The organism is Paremcibacter congregatus (assembly GCF_006385135.1).
GTDB classification, from domain to species: domain Bacteria; phylum Pseudomonadota; class Alphaproteobacteria; order Sphingomonadales; family Emcibacteraceae; genus Paremcibacter; species Paremcibacter congregatus.
In genome coordinates, this window is record NZ_CP041025.1 from 1,555,895 (window position 1) to 1,580,743 (window position 24,849).

Annotated in this window: 21 protein-coding genes; 18 read left to right on the plus strand and 3 right to left on the minus strand. The window is 49.7% G+C overall.

Going from position 1 to position 24,849, the window contains the following annotated elements:
• The first annotated feature begins 224 nt into the window (after positions 1–224).
• The 12 genes from FIV45_RS06900 (at position 225) to FIV45_RS06955 (ending at position 15,489) form a co-directional block, all read left to right on the plus strand.
• On the plus strand, positions 225–1,820 hold the full coding sequence (locus FIV45_RS06900; protein ID WP_099471640.1) for an acyl-CoA ligase (AMP-forming), exosortase A system-associated: 1,596 nt from the start codon (positions 225–227) through the stop codon (positions 1,818–1,820).
• Positions 1,820–3,064, plus strand: a complete 1,245-nt coding sequence (locus tag FIV45_RS06905) for a pyridoxal-dependent decarboxylase, exosortase A system-associated (protein WP_099471641.1) — start codon at positions 1,820–1,822, stop codon at positions 3,062–3,064. Before FIV45_RS06900 ends, FIV45_RS06905 begins: the two co-directional genes overlap by 1 nt.
• Before the next feature lie 25 nt (positions 3,065–3,089).
• On the plus strand, positions 3,090–4,952 hold the full coding sequence (locus FIV45_RS06910) for an asparagine synthetase B family protein (protein ID WP_099471642.1): 1,863 nt from the start codon (positions 3,090–3,092) through the stop codon (positions 4,950–4,952).
• A 412-nt stretch (positions 4,953–5,364) separates the two neighbouring features.
• A complete protein-coding gene (locus FIV45_RS06915) occupies positions 5,365–5,955 on the plus strand; it encodes an XrtA/PEP-CTERM system exopolysaccharide export protein (RefSeq protein WP_099471927.1) in 591 nt (196 codons plus the stop codon).
• Between the two features lie 112 nt (positions 5,956–6,067).
• Complete coding sequence (locus tag FIV45_RS06920; RefSeq protein ID WP_099471643.1) at positions 6,068–7,648, plus strand: XrtA system polysaccharide chain length determinant; 1,581 nt, start codon at positions 6,068–6,070, stop codon at positions 7,646–7,648.
• 30 nt (positions 7,649–7,678) lie between these two features.
• Positions 7,679–8,605, plus strand: coding sequence for an XrtA-associated tyrosine autokinase (locus FIV45_RS06925; protein WP_099471644.1), 927 nt, complete (start codon positions 7,679–7,681; stop codon positions 8,603–8,605).
• A gap of 23 nt (positions 8,606–8,628) precedes the next feature.
• Positions 8,629–10,056, plus strand: coding sequence for a TIGR03016 family PEP-CTERM system-associated outer membrane protein (locus FIV45_RS06930; RefSeq protein WP_099471645.1), 1,428 nt, complete (start codon positions 8,629–8,631; stop codon positions 10,054–10,056).
• Between the two features lie 7 nt (positions 10,057–10,063).
• Positions 10,064–11,095, plus strand: a complete 1,032-nt coding sequence (locus FIV45_RS06935) for an XrtA/PEP-CTERM system-associated ATPase (RefSeq protein WP_099471646.1) — start codon at positions 10,064–10,066, stop codon at positions 11,093–11,095.
• A 7-nt stretch (positions 11,096–11,102) separates the two neighbouring features.
• The gene (locus FIV45_RS06940; RefSeq protein WP_204602072.1) at positions 11,103–11,966 is read left to right on the plus strand and encodes an XrtA system polysaccharide deacetylase; all 864 of its coding nucleotides are present in this window, start codon (positions 11,103–11,105) and stop codon (positions 11,964–11,966) included.
• A 3-nt stretch (positions 11,967–11,969) separates the two neighbouring features.
• Positions 11,970–13,004, plus strand: coding sequence for a FemAB family XrtA/PEP-CTERM system-associated protein (locus FIV45_RS06945; RefSeq protein ID WP_204844805.1), 1,035 nt, complete (start codon positions 11,970–11,972; stop codon positions 13,002–13,004).
• 118 nt (positions 13,005–13,122) lie between these two features.
• Positions 13,123–14,655, plus strand: coding sequence for an exosortase A (xrtA, locus tag FIV45_RS06950; RefSeq protein WP_165776934.1), 1,533 nt, complete (start codon positions 13,123–13,125; stop codon positions 14,653–14,655).
• Positions 14,656–14,715: 60 nt separating this feature from the next.
• Positions 14,716–15,489 carry a S1 family peptidase gene (locus tag FIV45_RS06955; RefSeq protein WP_204602074.1) on the plus strand — a complete coding sequence of 258 codons (774 nt, stop codon included), beginning with the start codon at positions 14,716–14,718 and terminating at the stop codon, positions 15,487–15,489.
• Between the two features lie 66 nt (positions 15,490–15,555).
• On the opposite strand, the gene FIV45_RS06960 is transcribed toward FIV45_RS06955, so the two are convergent.
• Entirely contained in the window at positions 15,556–15,792 is a 237-nt protein-coding gene (locus FIV45_RS06960; protein ID WP_099471649.1) for a hypothetical protein, read from the minus strand.
• A 625-nt stretch (positions 15,793–16,417) separates the two neighbouring features.
• On the opposite strand from FIV45_RS06960, the gene FIV45_RS06965 reads away from it, so the two are divergent.
• From FIV45_RS06965 to FIV45_RS06980, 4 genes are all read left to right on the plus strand, one after another.
• Positions 16,418–16,804, plus strand: coding sequence for a hypothetical protein (locus FIV45_RS06965; RefSeq protein ID WP_099471650.1), 387 nt, complete (start codon positions 16,418–16,420; stop codon positions 16,802–16,804).
• A 120-nt stretch (positions 16,805–16,924) separates the two neighbouring features.
• Complete coding sequence (locus FIV45_RS06970; RefSeq protein WP_099471651.1) at positions 16,925–17,176, plus strand: HPr-rel-A system PqqD family peptide chaperone; 252 nt, start codon at positions 16,925–16,927, stop codon at positions 17,174–17,176.
• A 1-nt stretch (position 17,177) separates the two neighbouring features.
• Positions 17,178–18,107, plus strand: coding sequence for an HprK-related kinase A (locus FIV45_RS06975; protein WP_099471652.1), 930 nt, complete (start codon positions 17,178–17,180; stop codon positions 18,105–18,107).
• Positions 18,104–19,183 carry a nucleotidyltransferase domain-containing protein gene (locus FIV45_RS06980; protein WP_099471653.1) on the plus strand — a complete coding sequence of 360 codons (1,080 nt, stop codon included), beginning with the start codon at positions 18,104–18,106 and terminating at the stop codon, positions 19,181–19,183. Before FIV45_RS06975 ends, FIV45_RS06980 begins: the two co-directional genes overlap by 4 nt.
• Here FIV45_RS06980 and FIV45_RS06985 read toward each other — a convergent pair.
• Positions 19,180–19,857, minus strand: coding sequence for an HAD family hydrolase (locus tag FIV45_RS06985; protein WP_165776935.1), 678 nt, complete (start codon positions 19,855–19,857; stop codon positions 19,180–19,182). The genes FIV45_RS06980 and FIV45_RS06985 overlap by 4 nt on opposite strands.
• Before the next feature lie 158 nt (positions 19,858–20,015).
• Between FIV45_RS06985 and glmU the strand changes: the two genes are divergently transcribed.
• Positions 20,016–21,356 (plus strand): bifunctional UDP-N-acetylglucosamine diphosphorylase/glucosamine-1-phosphate N-acetyltransferase GlmU, encoded by a 1,341-nt coding sequence (glmU, locus tag FIV45_RS06990; RefSeq protein WP_099471930.1) that lies wholly within the window; start codon positions 20,016–20,018, stop codon positions 21,354–21,356.
• A gap of 12 nt (positions 21,357–21,368) precedes the next feature.
• Entirely contained in the window at positions 21,369–23,195 is a 1,827-nt protein-coding gene (gene glmS / locus FIV45_RS06995; RefSeq protein WP_099471655.1) for a glutamine--fructose-6-phosphate transaminase (isomerizing), read from the plus strand.
• Positions 23,196–23,263: 68 nt separating this feature from the next.
• Here the strand turns inward: glmS and FIV45_RS07000 are convergent, their stop codons facing one another.
• Positions 23,264–24,802, minus strand: a complete 1,539-nt coding sequence (locus FIV45_RS07000) for a choice-of-anchor I family protein (RefSeq protein WP_099471656.1) — start codon at positions 24,800–24,802, stop codon at positions 23,264–23,266.
• Between the last annotated feature and the right edge of the window lie 47 nt (positions 24,803–24,849).

The window sequence follows — 24,849 nt, forward strand, 5'->3', positions numbered from 1 at the left end:
TTTTCTGTTGTGAATTTTTGTAGTATTCGGAGTGTTGTAGCCAGTCGGGTTGTTTTCTAGCAACTGTAAGTTAATTAATAATGAAATGAAAAAATATACATGATGTTTCGGTGAAAAGATGAGGAACCTTGGAAATCATAATTAAAACAAAATTTCTTCATATTTTTCTAACCATTACACCATAAGATCCCGGAAATTCACTTAAACGCAACAGAATTATTTTTATGCATATTAGGTTATCTGATTTTATAAAACAACAGGCCAAACGCCACCCAAACCATATGGCCCTCAAATTCAAAAAAGAGGAAATGACATATGGCGCTCTGGAAGACAACGTAAAGGCCTTCGGGCAGGGGCTTCTGGCGCAAGGGCTCGATAAAAATGACCGGGTCGCCTGCTATCTGCCAAAGCAGATGGAAACGGTGACGGCTATTTTTGGCCCCGCTCATGCGGGCGGCGTTTTCGTGCCGGTTAATCCGGGACTGAAGCCGCGGCAGGTTGGGTACATTCTGCAGGATTGCAATGTCCGTTTTCTGGTGACCAGTGGCGATCGCCTGATGGGATTGAAGGTGGAGCTTGCCGCCTGTGCGGATCTGAAGCTGATTGTTGTAACCGGAAAGATGCCGGCACAAGCCGAGGTGATAGCGACGGAGACAGGCAAGGAAATTATCAGCTATGAGGCGTTTCTGACACAAGGGAAGGCCTGTGATCTATTGCCTCATACGGTGATTGATACAGATATGACGGCAATTTTATATACCTCTGGCAGTACGGGAATGCCCAAGGGAGTGGTCCTGTCCCATCGCAACATGATTGCCGGTGCGGAAAGTGTGGCGGCGTATCTGGAAAATACAAATGAAGATGTCATTCTCAGTGTATTGCCGTTGAGTTTTGATGCGGGATTGAGCCAGTTGACGACAGCGTTTTTCGTTGGCGCCACTGTGGTTCTGATGAATTTTCTGCTGCCCCGAGACGTTATTCGTCAGGCGGCCAAACATAATGTGACCGGGATTACCTGTGTGCCGCCTTTGTGGATACAGCTGGCTGATCTTGACTGGCCGGAAGAAGTGATCGGATCCTTACGTTATATCGCCACCACCGGCGGGCGGATGCCAATCCCGGTAACCCGCAAGTTGCAGAGTGTATTGCACAAGAGTGATATTTATCTGATGTATGGGTTGACGGAAGCATTCCGTTCCACCTATCTGCCGCCATCGGAAGTGGACCGTATTCCGGATTCAATCGGAAAAGCCATTCCCAATGCTGAAATCATGGTTGTGCGCGAAGACGGGACTTCCTGTGAAGTCGGTGAAGTCGGTGAATTGGTGCATCGCGGCGCTCTTGTCGGGCTCGGTTATTGGAATGACCCTGAACGTACAAATGAACGCTACCGGCCGGCCCCGGGACAACCGGCGGGTTTGCCCAATCCTGAAATTGCCGTTTGGTCGGGGGATACCGTGAAAAAGGACGCTGACGGCTATCTGTATTTTATTGGACGCCGGGATGAAATGATCAAGACTTCCGGATTTCGTACGAGCCCGACGGAAGTGGAAGAACTTATTTATGCCAGTGGTCTGGTGGATGAACTTGCCGCGATCGGTGTGGATCATGATCAGTTGGGACAGGCCATTTGGGTCATCGCAACCGCAAAAACGAATGCTAAACTGGATCAGGATGCTATTCTCACCTATTGTAGGGCGGAAATGCCGACCTATATGGTGCCGCAGCGCTTGATCGAATGGCCAAGTTTGCCGCGCAACCCTAACGGAAAGATTGACCGCAAGTCGATTGCGGCGACTTTAAAAGAAGAAGAATTATAATGGCGGGACTAGACAAGAAAAAACCGGAACACATGCCGATCACCAGTTTTCCGGTGCGGGATGGTGAATTGACAGTAGGCGGGATCAAGATCAGCCAACTGGCAAATAGAGTTGGCTCCACCCCGTTTTACGCCTATGACCGGGGGCTGATTACGGAACGTTTCCAGACGTTGCGTGATCATATGCCAGCTGACCTGAAGCTGCATTATGCGATGAAGGCTAATCCGATGCCGGCCGTGGTTCAGCATATGAGCCGTCTTGTGGACGGCCTGGATCTGGCGTCTGCGGGGGAAATGATGACGGCGCTTGATACCGGCATGGCGCCGGACCTGATCAGCTTCGCCGGACCCGGCAAGACAGAACAGGAATTGTCTCAGGCGATTGCCGCCGGTGTCGTGATCAATATGGAATCACCATTGGAGATGGAAAATATCGCCCGTATTGCAAAGCAGCAGGGCGTTCTGGCCAAGGTCGCCATTCGGGTCAATCCGGATTTTGAACTGAAAGCGTCCGGCATGAAAATGGGCGGTGGTCCCAAGCAGTTCGGGGTTGACGCGGAAGCGGTACCTGAAATGTTGAGCCGTCTGGCGGAGCTGGGGCTGGATTTTATCGGGTTCCACATCTACAGCGGGTCACAGAATCTGAGCGTCGAAAGTTTGTTGGATACCCAGGAAAAAACCCTTGAACTGGCTGTTCGGCTAACGGAAGCGGCGCCTCATGCACCTCGCAAGGTCAATATTGGCGGTGGCCTGGGGATTCCCTATTTTCCCGGTGATAAGCCTTTGGATCTGAAAGTATTGGGGGCAGGGCTGAAGAACCTGATGGCTGATTTCCATAAACAGTTGCCCGACACGGAAGTGGTGATGGAACTTGGGCGGTTTATGGTTGGAGAAGCCGGACTATATGTCACTAAAATTATCGATAAGAAGGTTTCGCGCGGTGAAATTTACCTGATCGCGGATGGGGGGATGCACCACCATTTGGCGGCGTCGGGAAATTTTGGACAGATGATCCGCAAAAACTATCCGGTAGCCATTGGCAACCGCATGGACAGTTCGGAAAAGGAACAGGCCAACGTTGTGGGATGTTTGTGTACGCCGCTGGACCGTCTGGGTGACAAGATGCTCCTGCCCGCTGCAGAGGTGGGTGATTTTGTGGTGTTATTTCAATCCGGGGCGTACGGCTTATCCGCCAGCCCAACGGCATTTTTGGGACATGCAGAGCCTGCAGAAGTTCTGGTTTAAAGCAGATTAAAATAGAGGGAAAGATATGACGGGACTTAGTGGTTGGCTCGGCGCACTGAATGGCGCAGATACACCGGATAACATCGCGACACAGATGGGAGACTGTCTGTCCCGCGGGGCGTATGATCGCCAGTTCCGCGATAACCTGAAAACAAAGGCAACCTGTGACGGGGGGCTGGGTCTGATTTCGCGCTATCCGGTGAATACAATCGTTGAAGAAGATGATTTTATTGCGACCATCTGCGGCAAAGTCGTTTGGCAGAATGCGGCGCTGCGTTCTCTGGCGGCTGAGAAGGGCGACGAGGCCGCCCTGATTGAGGGGTATAAAAGGTACGAGACGAAAGTTCTGCAGGAAATGCAAGGCGCCTGGTCCGCGGCGTTGATATCACCAAAACGGAAAGTAGCCTTGGTGGCCATTGACCGGATGGGGGTTTATCCTTTGTGTTATGGTTTGGGCAAGGGCCGGGAATTTGTTTTTTCTTCGGTAACCGGAGGCATGCGGGCATTTCCAAATTTCGCCGCATCGGTATCACCACAGGCCATTTATAATTATTTATATTTCTTTGTTGCGCCGGCGCCGACCACAATTTTTGATGAAATTATGAAATTGGAGGCTGCGCAATTTGCCTATTTCAAAGATGGCGAGTTGAGTACCGGTTACTATTGGGAAATGCCTTATACCACTGAAACCGCAGGCGATATCGAGGATTGGTCGGCCAGACTGATCAATCAGCTGGACCGCAGCATGCTCAATACAATAGAGGGGGTGAACCCTGATACACTGGGCGCTTTCCTCAGTGGTGGACTGGACAGCAGCACCGTGGCGGGGTTGATGATGAAGCATAATGGTAAGGGCAAGACGTTTACCATTGGCTTCGATGATCCAAAATATGATGAAAGCGAGTTTGCCCAGATTGCGGCGCGGCATTTTTCGACGGATCATAACGAATATTTCGTTGTGCCGGAGGATGTGACGGCTGTTCAGGAACAAATTGCTGAAATTTATGATGAACCCTACGGCAATACATCCGCCGTTCCGGCCTATTATTGCGCCAAAATGGCCAAGGAGAGAGGGATAGAGGTTCTGTTGGCCGGTGATGGCGGCGATGAGTTGTTTGCCGGAAATGAACGTTATGTGTCGATGCAGAAAGTGGAAAAATACGGTCTTATTCCCCGGGGCTTCCGCAAAGGCGTGATGGAACCCATTCTGTCGTTGCCAGGTGTCCGTCATATGCCGGTGTTGTCCAAGGCGCATAGTTTGTCGAAACGTTACGCCATTCCGATGCCGGACCGGCTTTATTCCTACGGGTTCTTTTATGACCAGACGGCGGACGGGGTGTTTACCTCTGATGCGGCAGCTCAGGTCAACCCTGACTTGCCGTTGGAAATTTTACGTAAAAAATATTATCATTATGGCGACAGTCAGATGGTGCAGCGTATGATGCATCTCGATTTGCAGATTACACTGGCGGATAACGACTTGCGGAAAGTAAACCGGATGTGCGATCTGGCGGGTGTTGAAGTGCGTTATCCTTTCCTGGATTCGGAACTGGTGGATTTTGCGGCTGGTGTCCCGACTGATGTTTTGCTGAAAGGCGGAGAATTAAGATCTTTCTTCAAATATGCTTTGCGTGATTTCTTGCCTCAGGAAGTCTTGACGAAGGAAAAACATGGATTTGGGTTGCCGTTTATGTCCTGGGTGTATCAGGATAAAGGGATTAATGAACAGGTTTGCGATAATTTGACCGACTTCAAAAAACGAGGGTTTCTCATGCCGTCGTTTATTGATGAAGTCATCGCCGCCTGTCATACGGATGAACCCAGCGGTGCTGGCGGGTTCAGCTGGGATGTCGCGATGCTGGAATTGTGGTTCAAGAAGCATTTGTAACTTGGACTGCAGGAAGGTAGAATGCAGAAGGATGATGCGTTTGAATTCGAAATGATCTACAATCCGGGTTTAGGGCAATCTTTCTGGTAGGATAAACCACACGTGGTTGACATATTGGGGCAAGATATAAGCTGTAAGGAGGTAGTATTATGCCTCTGGTTTGGGGTTAACAGGTGTTTTAAAAGGGCCTAACCTATAATAAATGGAAAATAATCTGAATTTTTGGACTAATTTAACCTATTCAGATTATTTCAATAGTCATTACTAAGACTGTCTCTGAGACATGACAGGGGACAGGTCGATAATTAAATCGGCTAATAATTAAATTGGAAGGGAATAAACTGTGATTAAAGGAATATTCAATCTGGATAAAATTTCTGGAGGGTTCAGAAGCAGCATCGTATTTATCGGTATGTTACTCATCGCAAGCTGTAGCATGACTAACGGCAAAGACAGCTTGCCATCGGCGCAATTTGTTCCTGTTGATGAAGGACCCGGCGCGCCATATGTGGTGGGTCCATTGGACAGCCTGCAGATTTTTGTCTGGCGTAATCCTGAATTGACCACATCTGTTACTGTACGGCCCGACGGCCGTTTTTCTGTGCCGCTGATTGACGATATGACGGCGACAGGCCGGACACCGACACAGCTGGCGCGGGATATCGAGAAAAAACTCTCTGAATATATTCAAAGCCCGATCGTGACGGTGATCGTTTCCGGTTTCCAGGGACCTTTTGCGCAGCAGGTGCGGGTCGTGGGGTCTGCCACATCACCACAGGCGATTCCTTTCCGGGCCAATATGACATTGCTTGATGTGATGATCACCGTTGGCGGTGTGACTGAATTCGCCGCCGGTAACCGGGCGACGCTGGCGCGGGTGGAAAACGGGGTCCAGCGCGAATATGGCATTCGCATTGATGACCTGATCAGAGACGGTGACGTCAGCGCCAATGTTAAGATTGAGCCAGGTGACGTAATCATTATTCCAGAAAGCTTTTTCTAAGCTTCTGTTGTTTTTAATGTGAACAAGGGGAAATCTCCTTGTTCACACTATAGGGATGAATGTCGAAATTAACGGCAGAATAGACTTAAAAATAAATCAGGACGGTTAGGTTATGAACGAGGTATATCAACAGCTTATCTCGATATTATATGGAGTTTGGCGCAATAGGATTGTCGCTATCTTCATTGCGTGGGCGATATGTATCGTCGGCTGGATCTATGTTGCCCAAGTACCAAACCAGTATGAATCGGAAGCCCGTATTCATGTTGATGCGGAAACGTTCCTCAAGCCTTTGCTGGGGGGAATGGCGGTTCAGAATAACATCTATAATCAGGTTGCCATGATGCGGCAAACCCTGATTAGCCGACCAAATATTGAAAAAGTCATCCGGATGACGGATCAGGACCTTTTGATCAACAGCCCGGAAGCGATGAACGAAAAAATTGATGATATTATCAAGGATATCAATATCAATATTCAGGCGGCGAACCTGTTCAAGATTTCTTATATTCATGAAGACCCCGCGATTGCCAAGATGGTGGTCGAGTCATTATTGAATATTTTCATGGAAGATAATCTGGGGCAAAACAGAAAAGACCTGACGTCCGCCGTTCGTTTCATTGAAGACCAAATTCGTGAGTATGAAGAGCAGCTGGAAATTGCCGAACAGCGTGCCATGGAATTTCGCCAGAAGAATATGGCGTTTTTGTCCGATAAATCATACTATAAGCAACTTCAAAACAGTATCGGCGAGGTGAATGCAGTAAAGCAGACCTTGTCTGAGTATGACAATCGTCGTAAGCAGCTGATCGCCAGCCTGAAAGATATTCCAGCCTATATTCCATCTTCGGGAATGGGGCCTTCTCTGGGCGGAAAGTCAAGTGAGCCATCAGCCCTGCAAGGTCGAATTACCAACCTGGAAATGCGTCTGGATGAGCTTTATGCCCGTGGGTATAAGGAACAGCATCCTGACGTTCGTATCGTCCTGAACCAGATTGATATGTTGAAAACCAAGCAGGTAAAGGCGCAGGGCGAATTTGAAAAGGCGCTTGAGGATAATGATACTCAGGCCTTGCAGGCGTCAGGTGGGGTCATGCCTAACCCGATCTATGACCAGATCAGTTTGAAGCTGATTGATCTTGAAGGGGAAATCGCCATTCTTCAGTCGCGTCTGAAGCAGAAGGAAGAAGGCGCAAATCAACTTAGAGCCATGGCGCACCGTATTCCGGAAGTCGAAGCAGAACACGCACGGCTGAACCGGGATTATGAAGTCATTAAGCGCAATTACGACCAGATGCTGGCCAAGCGTGAATCGGCGAAAATTTCTTCTGATCTGGAAACCAATACGGACCGTGTCCGGTTCCGGGTTATCGATCCGCCGCAGGAAGCGCGGGAGCCGGCCAGTCCGAACCGGTTAATTCTGGTGATCGGTGTTTTGGTTGCGGGTCTTGGGGCCGGTGTCGGGGTTGCTTTCCTGTTAAGTCAGATGCATGCCACATATTCCACCGAGAAAAACCTGAGAGAAGCGTTCTCCTTCCCGGTGCTGGGCAGTATTTCCATTCTGCCTTCGGCTGAGGAGCTTCGTCTTCGCAAAAGAAAACTGATTATTTTCTCTATCATGATGGCCGGACTTTTGGTTTCAACGATCAGCGTATTTCTTGTCATGAATTATATGCATTTACCGGTCGCGTGATATTCGTCCGCAGATTAAAAGGTTTAAAGAATGAGTTTAATTGAAAAAGCAGCCGCCAAACTGAAGAAAAACGAGAGTTTGGTTGAACGTGCTGCGAAAAAAGAAGCGGCGACTTCTCAAGCCCCGACGGTGACGGAACCTGTTGAGAGTTCTCCCGCGACGCCGCCTGTCCATGCGCCGAAAGCGGATGCGGAACAGAAAAAAACCAAACGATCCAGTACGTTTGTCGAGGTGAATTTGGACCTTTTGCGAGAGCAGGGGATACATGCGGAAAATGATGATGTCGAGAATTCGGTTACAGCCGAAGAATTCCGTATTGTAAAGCGCAGCTTGTTGTTAAATGCCTTTTCCAAAGGGGAATCTGCGATTGAAAACGGCAATATTATCATGGTCACCAGTACGCAACCCAATGAAGGCAAAACATTTTGCGCCACCAGTCTTGCCATGAGCATGGCCGCGGAACGCGATCTGACAGTTCTTCTGGTGGATGCGGATGTTGCGAAACCCGACGTTCTCAAAACGCTTGGAGTGAAAGGCAACAAAGGCCTGATCGATGTGATTGAAAATAAGGATATGGATCTCAGCGAGTGTTTGTTGCGGACCAATATTCCGAACTTCACGATTTTGCCAGCCGGTAAAAAACATAAGCTGACGACTGAATTGCTGGCCAGTGGTCGCATGGGGGAAATCATTGACGAGATAGCCAGACGGTACAGCGACCGGGTCATCATTATTGATTCACCACCCGTTCTGGCCAGTAGTGCAGCCTCTGTACTGGCTTTGCATGTGGGACAGATCCTGTATGTTGTTGAAGCAGAAAGAACGCGCGAAGGCGAGTTGAAAGATGCTTTGAAAATGATCGAGAAAAATAAGAACGTCAATTTCCTTTTGAATAAGACCCGATTCACCCCGGGAACGAAGAAATTCGGTTCTTATTATGGGTATGGATATAATTAACATAAAAGCGAGGGCGGGGAAGAATGTATAGCACCAAAAAAACAATAATCTTGCTGCTGTCTACAGTAGCAACATCTGGTCTAGGGGTTTCTGCTGGCGCTGCCACATGGCGGGTAACACCGACATTGACAGCCACAGAAACCTATACGGATAATGTCAATCTGGATGAAACAGTGCGCCAGGGTGATTTCGTCACCCAGATTTCCCCACAGGTACAACTGACCGGAACCGGGGCGCGGCTGAATGCCTCTATTCTGTATGGCGCGAATTACTTCTTTTACCCCGGCAGCACGGGGGGAGAAAAGCATGATTTACGACACACCGTTCAGGCGAATCTGAATAGTGAACTGGTGAATGATCTGTTTTTTATCGATGCAGGGGCCAATGTCGATCAACAGTTCCTGGATCGTCGTCAGGCAATCTCATCAGTGGATGTCAGTCAGACAAAAAACCGTCGCACGGTTCAATCTTATCGTTTTTCTCCTTACCTGGCCCATCGTTTCGGGTCCTGGGCAACGGCACAGCTGCGCTATGAACTGCGTCATGTGAGAAGTTCGTCAGATACGGAACAAACTACGCTCAATACCTTTTTTGGCAACTCTCTGACTCATAGGGGAACCTTCTCCCTGTCCAACGGGCCTGCATTTCAGCGCCTGGGCTGGACGCTGTCAGCGGTGTATGCCAATGAGGAAAGGGAAGATCAGGCGGATTTTGATACCCGCACCCTGAATGCTGATTTATCGTATCAGTTGCTGGATCAGTTTGCCCTGTTGGGCAGTATTGGATATCAGGACCGGGATGGCGGCAATTCTTTCGCCAACTTTGACGGTGTGACGTGGGACGCTGGATTTCGTTTTGTACCTGGCCCTCGAACATCAATTTCCATGCGGTATGGTAACAGGTCGGGAACGGATACGTTTTCCCTGAATGCACAATATAAAATGACGGCAAAACATTCGATCAACCTGACCTACACGGACACGATTCAAACTTTCCAGTCTTTTGCTTTTGATGAAATACCTGGACCGGTAATTGACCCGACACAGTCAGGGAATTTTGTAAGTGGCGATATCACCCGTCGAAAACAGGCGCGGCTCTATTTGACAGGGTCGCGGGGGCGAACATCCTATTCGATGAGTGGCTCCTACAGCAGAAATAAATCTGATAACTCTGCGCTCGACGAAGACCGGTACAGCGCGGCAGTCTCGCTTAATCGTCAGCTTAGTCGCCGTTTGAGCCTGGGGAGTAGTTTTTCATACAACCTGTCAAAGTTTGCTTCGGACGGGACGGAAGATACATTTTGGAGTGCGTCCGTGAATGGTAATTATTCGATTTCCCAATCTTTGGTTGGAACTCTTGGGTACACCCATTCTGATCGTGACCAGGCCCGCTTTGCCAACTTGAATGGCGGCACAAATTACATTTCCTTGTCCATCAGGGCAACATTCTAGGTGAATAATGTATACTGAATTTTATGGATTTGAAGGCAAGCCTTTTCAGCTAACGCCTGATCCCAGTTTCTATTTTGACAGCTCAACCCATCATAAGGCCATGGCGTATTTGACCTATGGCCTGAGTCAGGGTGAGGGGTTCATCATTGTTACCGGTGAAATCGGCGCGGGGAAAACTACGCTGGTGGCGCGGTTGTTGAACGAGCTGGACAATGATCAGTATGTGGCGGCGAAAATCGTAACAACGCATCTGGACGCGGATGATATCCTGCGTATGGTGGCGGCGGGGTTCGGTCTGGATATCAGCACCAAAGACAAGTCCATTTTGTTGAATGAAATCGAAATTTTCCTGCGGCGCAATCATGCCAAGGGAAAGCGGGCTTTGCTAATCATTGATGAAGTTCAGAATCTGCCGATCCCGGCCCTGGAAGAATTGCGGATGTTGTCAAATTTCCAGGAAGGGGATCGGGCGTTACTACAGAGCTTCCTGATCGGTCAACCGGAATTCCGGGACAAGTGGGCTTTCGCGCCAGAGCTTGAACAGTTACGTCAGCGGGTGATTGCAACCCATCATCTGCAATCCATGACCTATGACGAAACCAAGGAATATATCGAACACCGTTTGTCTGTGGTTGGCTGGTCCGGGAAACCTTTATTTACAGAGGGATCGTTCCATGAAATTTATCAGTTTACCAACGGGGTGCCCCGCAAATTGAATACGCTCTGTTCACGTATTTTGCTCTTTGGGGCGTTAGAAGAACTGGCGACCATTGATGAAAAAGTCGTGACCAATGTCATTGATGATATGGAGCATGATATTGCCTCTTCCGGACCTTCCCGCCACGCAGTAGGCGACACGCGGCTTGTTTCCGGGATGAAGGCATCTTCCCCCAAGGCTGACATGAACAACCAGCATATGGAAGATCTGAAAGAACGGATATATGTTCTTGAAAAATATGTTAAAATTCATGATGAAACCATCAAGGGCGCGCTTGAAATTATAGCCAATATGGTTGATCAGACAGAAGATGGGGAATGAGTGAATCATGACGTCTTCAACAGATAACAGCCTGATCACCAACGCCATGACTGTGGATGTGGAGGATTATTTCCAGGTGGGGGCCTTTGAGCATGATATTGATCGCAATGACTGGGATAACCTCGAATGTCGTGTCGAACGCAACATTGATGTCATCCTTAAAATGTTCGATGACCACAAGGTCAAGGCGACCTTCTTTACTCTGGGCTGGATTGCGGAACGTTTTCCCCATGTGGTGCGCCTGATTGTCGAGAATGGTCATGAACTGGCCAGTCACGGGATGCAGCATTTACGGGTCACTGATCAGAGCAGACCTGAATTTACGGAAGATGTCACATTTTCCAAGAAAATCCTCGAAGACATAGGGGGCGTCGGGGTAAAAGGCTATCGGGCGCCAAGTTTTTCGATCGGCGAAAAAAACCTTTGGGCGCTGGATGTTCTGGCGGAAGCCGGTTTTACGTATAGTTCGAGCATTTATCCGATACAGCACGATCATTATGGCATGCCCTCAGCACCACGCTTTGATTTTAAACCGATTGACGGCCAGGCATTTATCGAAATGCCGGTAACGACAGTAGAAGTTATGGGGCGCAAAATCCCTTGTGGCGGCGGAGGATATTTCCGGCTATTGCCTTATTTCATTTCCAAGGCGGCGATGAAACGGGTCAACGCGAAAGATCAGCAACCGTGCATCTTTTATTTTCACCCCTGGGAGATCGACCCGGAACAACCGCGCCAAACACAAGCGGGGTTGAAATCCAGATTTCGCCATTACACCAATCTTGATGTGATGGAGACAAAGATCCGTAAAGTTCTCGGAGAATTTGACTGGGGCCGGATGGACCAGGTTTTTTTAGAGCGCCAGGGGTAAATGATGCAAGTTAAGCTACTTGATATTTTTGGCGATTGCGCCGCCTGGGATGCCTATGTCGAGCGGCATAGTGAGGCAACCGTGTATCATCAGACAGCCTGGGGCCGGGCGGTCGTGCGCAGTATGGGACATAAATATTTCTATATTTATGTGGAAGATGCTGGTGAAATTAAAGGCCTGATCCCACTGATCCAGGTTAAGAGCCGTTTGTTCGGGAATGCGCTGATTTCTATGGCTTTCGCCACGAATGGCGGCCCGATCTTTGACAGCCCGGAGGTTCTGGTATTGCTGGATGGGGAATGCCGCCGCTTATCCCGGGCTTTGGGGGTCGATTCCCTTGAATGCCGTAATATGAAAAAAATCCATGATGACTGGCCAACCAAAAGCGAGATGTATTCGACCTTCCGTAAAACGCTTTCTGAGGATTCAGAAGAAAATATGATGGCTATTCCGCGTAAACAACGGGCCATGGTGCGCAAGGGGATAAAGTTTGGCCTGAACGCTGTGGTGGATGACCAGCCCAACCGTCTGTTCGCCATGTATTCGGAAAGTGTCCGTAATCTGGGAACGCCGGTTTTCCCCAAGAAGCTTTTTTATTGTCTGAAACAGGAATATGGGGACAACTGTGAAATCCTGACCATCGAGACAGAGGCCGGGAAAGCCGTTTCAAGTGTCATGACGTTTTATTTCCGGGATGAGGTCGTTCCTTATTACGGAGGAGGCACGGTTGAGGCGCGTGCCCTGGCTGCGAATGACTTTATGTATTGGTCATTGATGGACCGGGCTGTTCAGGAAAAAAAATGCACAATATTTGATTTCGGACGCAGTAAAAACGGGACGGGTGCGTTCAGTTTCAAGAAAAACTGGGGCTTTACACCGGAAGCGCTGCATTACGAATATATTTTGAAGGACGGGGAAGAAATTCCGGAAATAAACCCGTTGAACCCTAAATATCAACTGATGATTAAAACTTGGAAGAAACTGCCGCTGCCGTTGGCAAACATCGTGGGGCCCATGGTGTCAAGGTATCTGGGGTAATTACGGCGTTTGTGTGTGGTGTGATTAAGAAATATATATTTGAACGTAATATTTTTTAAAGAGCGTGGACGCTAACATGCATGAAAATATAACAATTGGGGGCAGGGATACAGGAACAATGCAACAACAAGAAATCACACAACAGTGGCGTCATGCGGCTCTTATGCTGGGGCTTGCCTTTTTAACGGTCATCGTCGTTTTATTTGATACGGTGTCCAATCTGGTCATGACCTGGTGGGATAAGCCGGAATATAATCACTGTTTGCTCATTCTGCCGATTATCGCCTATTTGATTCATGAACGGCGGGAGGTTTTTCTGAAAATCGCACCGAAACCTTCCTGGCTTGGGCATGGTATTATTGTGGCTGGCGGCGGTTTATGGCTGCTTGGGGATTTGGCGGATGCCAATGTGGTGCGGCAGTTTGGTTTGGTGATCCTGATCCAGGGCATATGTCTGGCGATTCTTGGCCCCCGGGTTGTTCGGGCATTCCTGTTTCCGCTGGCATATATGATTTTTCTTATTCCATTTGGTGATTTCCTGGTGCCGGCGTTGCAGGATTATACCACTGCTTTTGTGGTGACGACCCTTAATATTATAGACATTCCGGTGTTTGTCGAAGGGGTGTTTCTGTCAATCCCGGCAGGAGACTTTCACGTGGCGGAGGCGTGCGCAGGCCTGCGGTTTCTGGTCGCAACTGTTGCACTGGGAACGTTGATGGCTAATGTGGCTTACAAGACTCTTGGACGCCAGGTTCTTGTTGTGATTCTGTCCTTCCTTGTTCCTGTTATTGCCAACGGGTTTCGCGCCAGCGGTATAGTGCTGGTCGCCCACTGGTCCGACATGAAATATGCCACCGGCGTTGATCATATTGTTTTCGGCTGGATCTTTTTTGCGATTGTTTTGCTGATATTTATTTCTATCGCCATGACATTTACCAACAGAGGCCTGAATGATGGATATGTTGATTTCAGCAAGGCTTACTGGACTAATAATGAAAGCGTACCGGTGCGAAAGTTTGCTCCTTTCTTTATCGCGGGGATTTTGCTGGTGGGGCTGGGGCCGCTTTATGTTTCCCTGATAGAACAACGTTACACCGCCTATGACAGCTATACAGTGCAGCTTGAAAGTGGAACTTGGGGAGAACCCCGGGAAGACGCCAACTGGAAACCCTTTTACAAGAATGCTTCTCAGGAATTTCACTTGGGTAAATCTGTGCCGGATGCGAAACCGGCCGATGTGCCTACTGACGTCTATCTCGGGTATTATAAATATCAAACCAGCGATGTGGAGATGATCCGGCACGGAAATGATGTGGCCCAGAATGATAAGTGGGAACGGGCCTCCACCCGGTCTCTTCAGACAGAAATCGACGGCGCGCAGAAGTCAGTAAACGAAGTGGTCCTTCAATCGCGCGGCGGGAAACGTCTGGTCTGGTATTGGTATTGGGTCGATGGTAAAATAATAACCAGCAAATATATGGCCAAACTGTATGAGGTGAAGGCGAAGATCCTTGGTGGTCGGTTGGATGCCGCCGTTGTGGCGCTGTCGGTACCATTTGATAATGACAGTTTCGTTCGACGGCAGGCGCAACTGGCCAAACTCGCCGCGACTTTGCCACCATTGGGTAATATTGTCGCCTCTCGTCCCTAAAGAAGCACAGCAGACGGATAAGCTCTATCCCTCCGGCATCGGCAGAAAAAGGCACTTTTTATGATAAAGAAAATCTGTATCGTTTTCCTGGGTGTTATGCTCTGCGGTATTATGCCTGGTGTTGCGCATGATAAGGGGCTGCGCCTGGCGGATGTGGTGAAACGGATTACGCCTTCCGTGGTTGCCATTGCAACGGACAGCCCGTTGAGGAGCCCGCGGGTGGTTATGCGCGGCACAGGATTCGTTGTTCATGACGGTTTGCATGTGATTACCAATGCGCATGTCTTACCCAATGCCTCTGAGATGAAACATAATGAGAAAATCACGGTTTTGATTGGGCGAGGGCGGGCGCCGGACCGCCGTATCGCGGAAATCGTTCGGGTGGACAAGGAACATGACCTGGCTCTGTTGCGTATCGAAGGTGACAGGGTTCCCAAATTTGAACTGGGTACAGGGGGATTGGCTGATGAAGGGCTGGATATCGCCGTGACCGGCTATCCGATAGGCGCGGTCTTGGGTCTGTTTCCCGTAACTCATCGCGGTATTATTGCGGCGGTGACGCCGATTGTGATACCGCAACCGACAGCGCGTTATTTGAAAACCAAGATTATTCGTCAGACCCGCTATGATGTCTATCAATTGGATTTGACGGCGTTTCCGGGCAATAGCGGAAGTCCGCTTTATAATGTGGAAACAGGGAAGGTTCTGGGAATATTAAATAGTGTGGCTGTGCGGGGGACAAAAGAAAATGTTCTTTCCAGTCCCAGCGGCATATCTTTTGCCATTCCCGTGGTGCATCTTTATAATCTGATGCGAGAGGCCGGCTTAAAATAAGTCTCTGTCACAGTTGTGGAAACTTTATTCAACTCTATGGAAGAAAACAGGAGGGCATAATTCCCTCTAATTATCCTTCTTGTCTTTTTGATCTCCGGCGGCGGGCATAATTTGTTCAAGTTTTTCAGCCTGGCTGGGAGAGCTGTCAGCAATATTACTGTCTGTTGTGTTGAGAGCAGTCCATACTGAAACCACTGCAACAACCCATCCAAGTACCGCACCGGCGACCCAGACTATAAGGGAATGCCTCATAGAAAGGCGGTCTTCTTTAGAGTTTTTCTTGATACGCGCGTTGTTAACCATAATAAAGCTCAATATTTCAGTTAGTTATGCTTAGCGTCATTAGTATAATACTCTATAGTTAATAAATTCTAATGACTAGTGTTTTTTTAAGACGACATAAACTGTTACAATAATATATCCATACTAACTAAGGTTATTCAAGAAACGTGCCACATATTATAAGGTTATTTGGAACAGATACTTAAGGTTATTTTGTCGTATTTCTAAAGATAAATGGGGCTAAAATACTGTAAAGAATACTGACACTTTAATGACCAATTTTACACTTTTTGTGTGAAATAGAGCCCGGCGTTAAGTGTATGATATGACATAAATTTATAGAGGCCTGAAAACAAGGGCGCGGCTGAATATCGACATGCTGGAGGTTGTGTCAGGGTGATCTGTGACCAGGAAGAACTGAAATGTGTAAAATTATTGTATCAAAATGGGGAAAAGTGTCAGGATATTTTACAGTTCCGGAAGGGGTGATTTTGTAAGTGATTGATTTGAAATGTTTTAATCTTTGGCCTGAATATTGCATATATACTGTTGTAGAGAGACGTGCGCCGGAGAAAAATATGGTGTTTGCGGCGAAGGCGCGTTATATTGGATTATATGTTTAAAATTATTAGGCAGGCAATAAGTCATGACAGATGTGAATAAAGACGACGTAATCAACAAAAGTGATGAAGAGCGTCTCAAACGCAGACGGATTTTGAAAGCCGGTGCGGCAATCGCGCCTTTAGCCGTTACCTTGCATGGGGGTAATGCAATGGCCCAGGTGGTTTCTGCAACATGTGTGGAAAAAATGGAAGGCCAGCTGATAATTCCTCAATTCGAAGAAACGAGCCCAGGTCAGTTTACAGAAGTGGGTAAACAGGAATTTTCTGAATTTCCTATGCAAGCCACAACCGGTCGGCCAAATCCATCCAACCCGGCTGTTCCTGAAACGCATTGGGATTATATTTCTTTACAGGATAGCCCTGGCCATTCCTGTTATAATTCCATCACCATCGCGAGTGGTGGTAATTAATCTGTAATTTTCCGGGGTATTGAAGCTTTGACTGTTTCAAGTCTCTTGTCTGAAGAAAATACTATTTATAGAACGGCTGTATTCAAAATTCCGGATACAGCCGATTTTCTATGGCGTTCTATGGATGACGCTCATGTGATTTATGACGCCCGGTCCGGCCATTCCCAGGTTCTTAACGACTTTGCCCGCGAAATTCTGGCGCTCATTGAAGATGAGCCGCGGGATTTAGCAGGATTGTTTAAGGAACTGGAGCACATTCTCGAAATATCACTCGAAGCAGATTTAAAGGAACAGGTTCTGACGACACTTGTCGCGTTTGACAAAATGGGATTGATCGAGCCGACTGTTCTTCAGGAGGAAGGCAAGCCATAACATGGGGAGTCCGACAAAGAAGAGCGCTAGTGAGTTACATTCTCTGGATCAACAATTGGCCGGGACGGGTGCCGTGCTGCGTATTGGCCCCATCAGCACACGGGTTGCCATTGGTTTCCCTTCCATACGGCAGCAGTTTCTGAAGATTTATCAGGATTACTGCTTCCCGACCGAACCCGAAATCATTGATCATCGCCTGACGGTATATGCACGCAATTTATTTCGCCGCTACATCCGTCCTCAGGCAACCATCAATACGCTGATGAATGACGATTTTGTGCCTCTTCCTGAATCCATGGGTCTGTTGTCCGTTGAGATGGGCATGAACTGGCAGGTGGCTTTTGGCTGTAAAACACATATATTGTTCCATGCGGGGGTTGTCGAGCGCGATGGCATTGGATTGATCATTCCGGCAATATCCGGTAGCGGAAAAAGCACGCTGTCGGCAGGACTTTCTTATGACGGATGGCGGTTTTTCTCGGATGAATTCGGCATGCTGGATCCGGCATCGGGGATGCTTTACCCTTATCCCCGGCCTGTATCCCTGAAAAATGAATCCATTGCCGTGATGAAAGCCTGGGTCAAGGATGAGACATGTTTCAGCCCGGAATATCGAAAAACCCCAAAAGGTACAATTTGTTATCTGCGTCCTCCGGTCGATAGCCTGAAGCGTATGGATGAGCCTGCCCGGCCACGTCTTGTCATTCATCCGATATTTGACCCGAATGCAACGCCATCTTGCCGCCGGTTGACCCAGACAATGGCGTTTTTCCGTCTGGTGCGTTCTTCCGCCAATTACGGCGATATCGGAGAAGCAGCCTTTGCGGCCCTCAGTCAACTATCGGCGGAGTGTCAATCCTATGAAATCACCTATAGCACTCTTGAAGAGGCCATCGTCTTGGTCAATCAGATCGTGGATGATCTGGCATGACGCAGCAAAAAAAGCATAGTCTTGTTCTGGAGGCCCTGAAAAACCCGACAATGATGCGGGACCTGGATGTGGGGCAATGGAATGCGTTGCTGCTGCAGGGGCAGTTGCTGAAATTAAGTGGACGATTGGCTTGTGATGCCGAGGCTTCTGGCATATGGGATGAGTTACCACCTAAAGCGCAACAAGTTCTTACCAATGCGCGGGTGTCTGTTGCGGCCCAGCAACGTAAAATCATGTGGGAAGTAAACCGCATTCGGCGCGCCTTGGTCGGGTTTGATGGCAAAGTCATTCTGGTCAAGGGCGGGGGCTATATCGCCGGTGGTCTGACCTGTGCCCAGGGACGTCATAGTGTTGATATTGATATTCTTGTGGCCCGTAAAAATATCGATCTGGTAGAGGATTATCTGCTAAAGGCCGGTTACGAGAGCCAGATACTTAATGAATATGATCAGCACTATTATCGCGACTGGGCTCATGAATTACCTCCCTTGACCCACCCTGACCGCATGGTGGAAGTGGATGTCCATCACAATATTCTGCAACTTACCAATAAATTGTCCCCGCAAATTGATTTAATGATTGAGGCCGCGGTGCCACAGGAAGACAATATCTTCGTTCTTGCGCCAGCGGATATGCTGCTGCACTCCATTGTTCATCAATTCGTTGATGGCACGCTCAAAGGCAGTCTGCGCAACCTTCTGGAACAGCATGAGATGATAACGGAATTTGGCCAGAGCTCTGGTTTCTGGGCGGATTTCATGGACAGGGCCGAACAGCTCGGTTTGAGGCGTCCGGTATTTTACTGCCTGCGGTATTGTCAGCATTTTTTCGGCACCTCTATTCCACAGGAAGTTCTGGCGATATCGGCTGTGGCGGGGCCGGGTCCTTTGACCCTGAAAATGATGGATATGGCCGTGATAAACAGCATGGTGCCATATGGTGAAGGACGCTCGCGGGTGCTTGATTATCTTGCCACCAATGGTCTTTATTTGCGGTCGCATTGGCTGCGGATGCCGCCGATGATGTTATTTAGTCACCTGACGCGGAAATCACTACGTCGTTTAAAACGGGCCTAAGTCTTAATCAGGGTGTCGAGGGCGTCAAAGAATTCATCATAATGATCAATAATAATATCCGGGTTCAGCTCTGCGATAGGGGTCTTGGTATAACCGAAAGATACGCCGATCACCGGGATGGCGGCTTTTTGGGCCGCGATGATATCACTCGCCGAATCGCCCACCATAATGGCGTTTTGTGAACTGCAGTTCATGCGGTCCAAAGTCGCGGTAAGGTGTCGGGGGTCGGGCTTGCGGAAATCGAAACTGTCGCCCGCGATCAGGACCGAGAAATATGATGCGAGCCCAATTTCTTCCATCAGCTTTTCTGTCAGGCGCAGAGCCTTGTTGGTGCATAGCCCGAGCGGTATTTTCTGAGCGGCCAGTTTTTTAACCACATCGGCGGCGCCGGGAAAAAGGATATCCTCTGCAGTCATGGTGTCATAATAATAGTCGAGGAAAATTGTCTGAATAGCGTCTATTTCTGCGTCGGATGGCAGAGTTCCGGTTTCAGTAAACCCCTTGACGATCAAGGCGCGGGCACCGTCACCCACCATGTTCCGGACCTGTGAGATGTCTATTCCAGAGCGGCCATTTTGCTGGAGAACATGGTTGAGAGCCCGGCTTAAATCCCGGGCGCTGTCGACCAGAGTTCCATCAAGATCAAATATTATCGCCGAAGGTTTTTTAGTCATAAAGTTGTCATGATGGGGCGTCATAGTCACGCTTTCGTAATACACGGGTAAAAAAATATAAATCGGTTATAAAATATTAGCATTCTTGTGGCACGGTGGCTGAAAAATGGCTACTTAGTGTTATAAAGCAAGTTCAAAAGCGAAAAAGAAAAAATATGATATCACAGCAAGATTTAGCGGTTGTTATTCTCGCGGCGGGCAAGGGGACCCGTATGAAATCAAATCTCCATAAAGTATTACATCCTTTGGGCGGTCGTCCCATGTTGCATCATCTGTTGGATACGCTGGAACAATTGCACCCCAGTCGCAAGGTTATCGTGGTCGGGGCCGGCAAGGAACAAGTACAGCAATCCGTGGGCGATCAGGCTGAAACCATCACGCAGGAACCTCAACTTGGCACCGGGCATGCGGTGCAGGTAACAGGCGATCAGTTGCGCGGTTTCGAAGGCGATGTTTTGATCCTGTACGGGGATGTGCCGCTTCTGTCTGCAGAAACCCTGGAAAATCTGATCCGGGTGAGGCGCGGGGCTAATGATCCGGCGGTTGTTGTGCTCGGGTTTGAACCAAAGGACACAAAGGCCTACGGCCGTCTGGTGGTTAACGATCAGGGTATTCTCGAAGCCATTGTTGAGCATAAGGACGCAACATCGGCGCAACGTGAAATCGGCTTGTGTAATTCCGGCATCATGGCGGTGAACGGGGCGGTGATGTTTGACCTGCTTGATCAACTGGATGACAACAATGCAGCAGGTGAGTTTTATCTGACCGATATTGTCGGCATCGCCAAAAGCAAAGGCTATGAGTGTGCGGTATCTGTCGCCGATGAGGCAGAGGTGATTGGTATTAATTCCCGTAGTGAACTGGCCGAGGCCGAGGCTGCTTTCCAGCAGGCTTGCCGTCATTCCTTCATGGCGGCCGGTGTGACGCTTCTGGCGCCTGAAACGGTGCATTTTAGCTATGACACCGTGATTGGTCGTGATGTGGTGATCGAGCCGAATGTCTTTTTTGGACCGGGTGTGGTGATTGAAGATGATGTTACGGTGAAAGGTTTTTCGCATTTTGAAGGCGCTATTGTGCGGACTGGCGCGACAGTCGGGCCATATGCCCGGTTGCGTCCCAAGGCCGACGTGGGACGGAACGCCAAGATTGGCAATTTCGTCGAAGTGAAGAAATCGGTTATCGGGGAAGGCGCGAAGGTCAGTCATCTGAGTTATATCGGTGATGCGGTTATCGGGGCCCATGCCAATATTGGGGCGGGTACGATCACCTGTAATTATGACGGTTATAACAAAGCGCTGACCGAGATTGGCAAGGGGGCTTTCATCGGGTCCAATACGGCGCTGGTGGCGCCGGTCAAGATTGGCGACGGAGCTATTGTCGGGGCGGGTAGTGTCGTAACACGAGAGGTCGAAAGTGACGCTCTGGCGGTGACCCGTGCGAACCAGAAAGAAATTGGTGGCTGGGCCGCCAAATTCCGCAGCAAACAAACAAAGAAATAAGGGCAGAGATTTATGTGCGGTATTATCGGAATCGTTGGAAAAGAAGATGTGACACACCGGATTTTGGATGGCTTGCGTCGTCTGGAATATCGGGGCTATGATTCGGCCGGCATCGCCACACTGGTGGATGGCAAGACCCTTGATCGTCGTCGGGCCGAAGGCAAGTTGATCAATCTGGAAAATGTCCTACGCGAGAATGCATTGCCGGGAAAAACCGGCATCGGGCATACCCGTTGGGCGACGCACGGGGCGCCGACTGTCGGCAATGCGCATCCTCATACAACCGAAAAGGTTGCCGTGGTACATAATGGCATCATTGAGAACTTCCGTGACCTGCGTCAGGAACTGACCGCCAAAGGTCATGTCATGGAGACGGAAACCGATACAGAAGTTATCGTTCATCTGATCACGGATTTTATCGGGGAAGGACTGGACGCCCGAGGGGCTGCGGCCGCGGCGATCAAACGGCTGCGCGGGGCTTTCTCTCTCGCAATTATCTTTGAAGGCGACAATGGTTTGATGATCGGGGCCCGCAAAGGTACGCCACTGGTCATGGGCCATGGCGATGGCGAGATGTATCTTGGCTCCGACGCCATTGCTCTGGCGCAATTGACAACGAAAATTACGTATCTTGACGAAGGCGACCGGGTCGAACTTACCCATGATACCGCGCGCATATTCGACGTGGATGACCGGGAAATTATCCGGCCAATGAATATTGTTTCTGCCGCCAGCGGTATGATTGACAAAGGCAATCACCGCCATTTCATGATGAAGGAAATTCACGAGCAACCTGCTGTGGTGGGACAGACGCTTGGTACCATGATTGACCCGATTCAGGGACATGTGACCTTGCCGGATATGCCGTTTGACCTGGCGAAGGTTGATCGCGTTACCATCATAGCCTGCGGCACGTCTTATTATGCGGGCCAGGTGGCGAAATACTGGCTGGAGCAGATGGCGCGGATCAATGTGGAAGTTGATGTGGCCTCTGAATTCCGTTACCGGGAAGCGGTCATGCCGGAAGGCGGACTGGCGGTCTTTATCTCCCAGTCGGGCGAAACGGCCGATACGTTGGCTGCCTTGCGCTATGCCAAATCACAGGGCCAGCATATTCTCAGCATCCTCAATGTCCCGCAAAGCTCTATGGAGCGGGAATCCGATGTGGTCTTGCATACCCATGCCGGTCCGGAAGTGGGGGTTGCCTCGACAAAAGCCTTTACCTGCCAGCTATCTGTCCTTGCCTGTCTGTCCATTGCCATCGCCAAGGCACGGGGCAAGATTGACGACAAGGAAGAGGCCCGTCTTTGTATCGCACTGACCGAGGCGCCAGCGCGGATGGCCGATGTTCTTAATCATGAAGAAGCGATCAAGACCCTGGCCGACGATGTGGCGAAGGCGCGTGACGTGATCTACCTTGCCCGTGGCCTTGAATATCCCATCGCCATGGAAGGCGCGCTGAAGCTGAAGGAAATTTCCTATATCCATGCGGAAGGCTACGCGGCCGGGGAAATGAAACATGGGCCAATTGCCCTGATTGATGAAGATGTCCCGATCATCGTGATCGCACCGAGCGGGCGGCTCTATGAAAAGACCGTTTCCAACATGCAGGAGGTCATCGCCCGCAAGGGGCAGGTGATCTTCATCACCGATGAAAAAGGTGCCGCCAGTGACGGCCAGGACGCGGTGGCGACGATTGCTTTACCGATGCTGGACGAGTTTGTCACCCCGATCCTTTACTCAATTCCGGTGCAGCTGCTGGCCTATTATGTCGCTGTCGCCAAGGGCACCGATGTGGATCAACCGCGTAATCTGGCGAAATCCGTGACGGTGGAATAAACGTATACCATCGACAGGAAAAGAAAGCCTGCAGGATTTTCCTGCAGGCTTTCTCGCATCAGGTCTGGTTACTTTGAAATCTCCAGCACCTCGACATTGCCCGACACTTCATAGGCGACGAGCAACAAGGTCTTGCCGGTCGGGCTCTGTTCTGCGGGAATGAGGGCAAAGCCTTCCGGACCAAGAAAGTCTGACGTTTTGTCGCCGTTGTTCTTGGCGATTCCCCGGTTATGACCGAAGTTGCGGGTGATGACATATTGATCAAACCGGGCTTTGGCTGGCGTCGTGACGTCGTAGATCATAATACCACCGACCCGTTCCAGCCCGATAAAGGCGTAGGTAAGACCGTCAATTTCCGTGGTAATGATAACTTCCGGCTCCGGTCCCTTGTTGTCACTTCGCCCATCGCCACTGTCTTCTTCGTCATTATCGCTGTTGAAATAAACACCGAGTTCAGCGGCGGTAATGCGTTCGAAGTCATCCCCACTGTCAAATACCAGACGTCCCGTATCGTCAAAGATTGAGAAAGATCGCGCGCCGTAACTGTGGGGCACATCAATATCGCCGTCACCGTCTGTATCACCGTCAGTGGCGGACAACCGCAATTTGCCGAGGGCCTTGATCTGGGCTTTACTCAGCGCCTTGTTATCGAATTTGACTTTCTTGGCTTTAACCTCTTCGTCGCGGGAATCGCCTTCATTGGCGGTGAGGAGATAAGTCTTGCCACCCCGCACCATCGTGGTGATGGTGTCCGGCATATACATGCCCATCACCGGATGCAAGCCGATATGGACGCCGTCCTTGTCATCCGGGTCCAGCCCTTGGCCGGGAACGCTGTGATCCTTCAGACCCAGCGGCAGAATGTTGGTTATGGTGGCCGACGCGATGTCGAGCACGGCGATGGCGTTATTTTCCTGCAGGCTGATCCAGGCGGTCCGGCTGTCTTTGGACGCGGTGATATATTCCGGTTCAAAATCCTGCGCCGGGGTTTTTCCGGGAGAGAGGCGCACGCCTTTGCCTCGCATGATGTCTGCCGAAAACTGATCGAATGTGATCTGTCGGGTGGAAAAGTTTTCGCCGACGTTGATCAGGGTTATAGAACCCACGGGATCTATTGCGCCCGCGTCGCTTTTATGAAAATTGCGTTCGCCCTCATTGGCGGCGATGATATAGGCGTTATCGGGAGAGAAAGTCACCATATCCGGAAGGAAACCTGCCTTGACCTCTGTCAGGCGTGTTTGGTTTTTGCCGAAGATAACGATCTTGCCCTGCCGATCATCCCGGCTTGCGTCATGTACGGCGACGGCGACATAATCGCCGTGCGCCGCGACACTGGTCGGGATTTCATTCGCGCTAAGGTTCAGCTTTGTGATCAGCGCGATGTCTTTGCCGGTGAACCGAAGGACGTCGATGGAAGGCGCCGCGCCATTGACCACATAAATAAGGTCAGTTGACGCCTGATAGCTGACGATCTCGGCGGCGCTTTTGTTAAAGAGGCCGGTTTCATAGCTGGCGAGATGCCGGACGGTAAGGTCTTTGGCAAACACGGGAGATGTAATGGCAAGAATCAGGCTGCCGAGAAGAACGGGGGTACCGCAAAAACGCATGATATTTTCCTCATAAATTTATTTCTCAGCATGGAAGAGAATTGTGA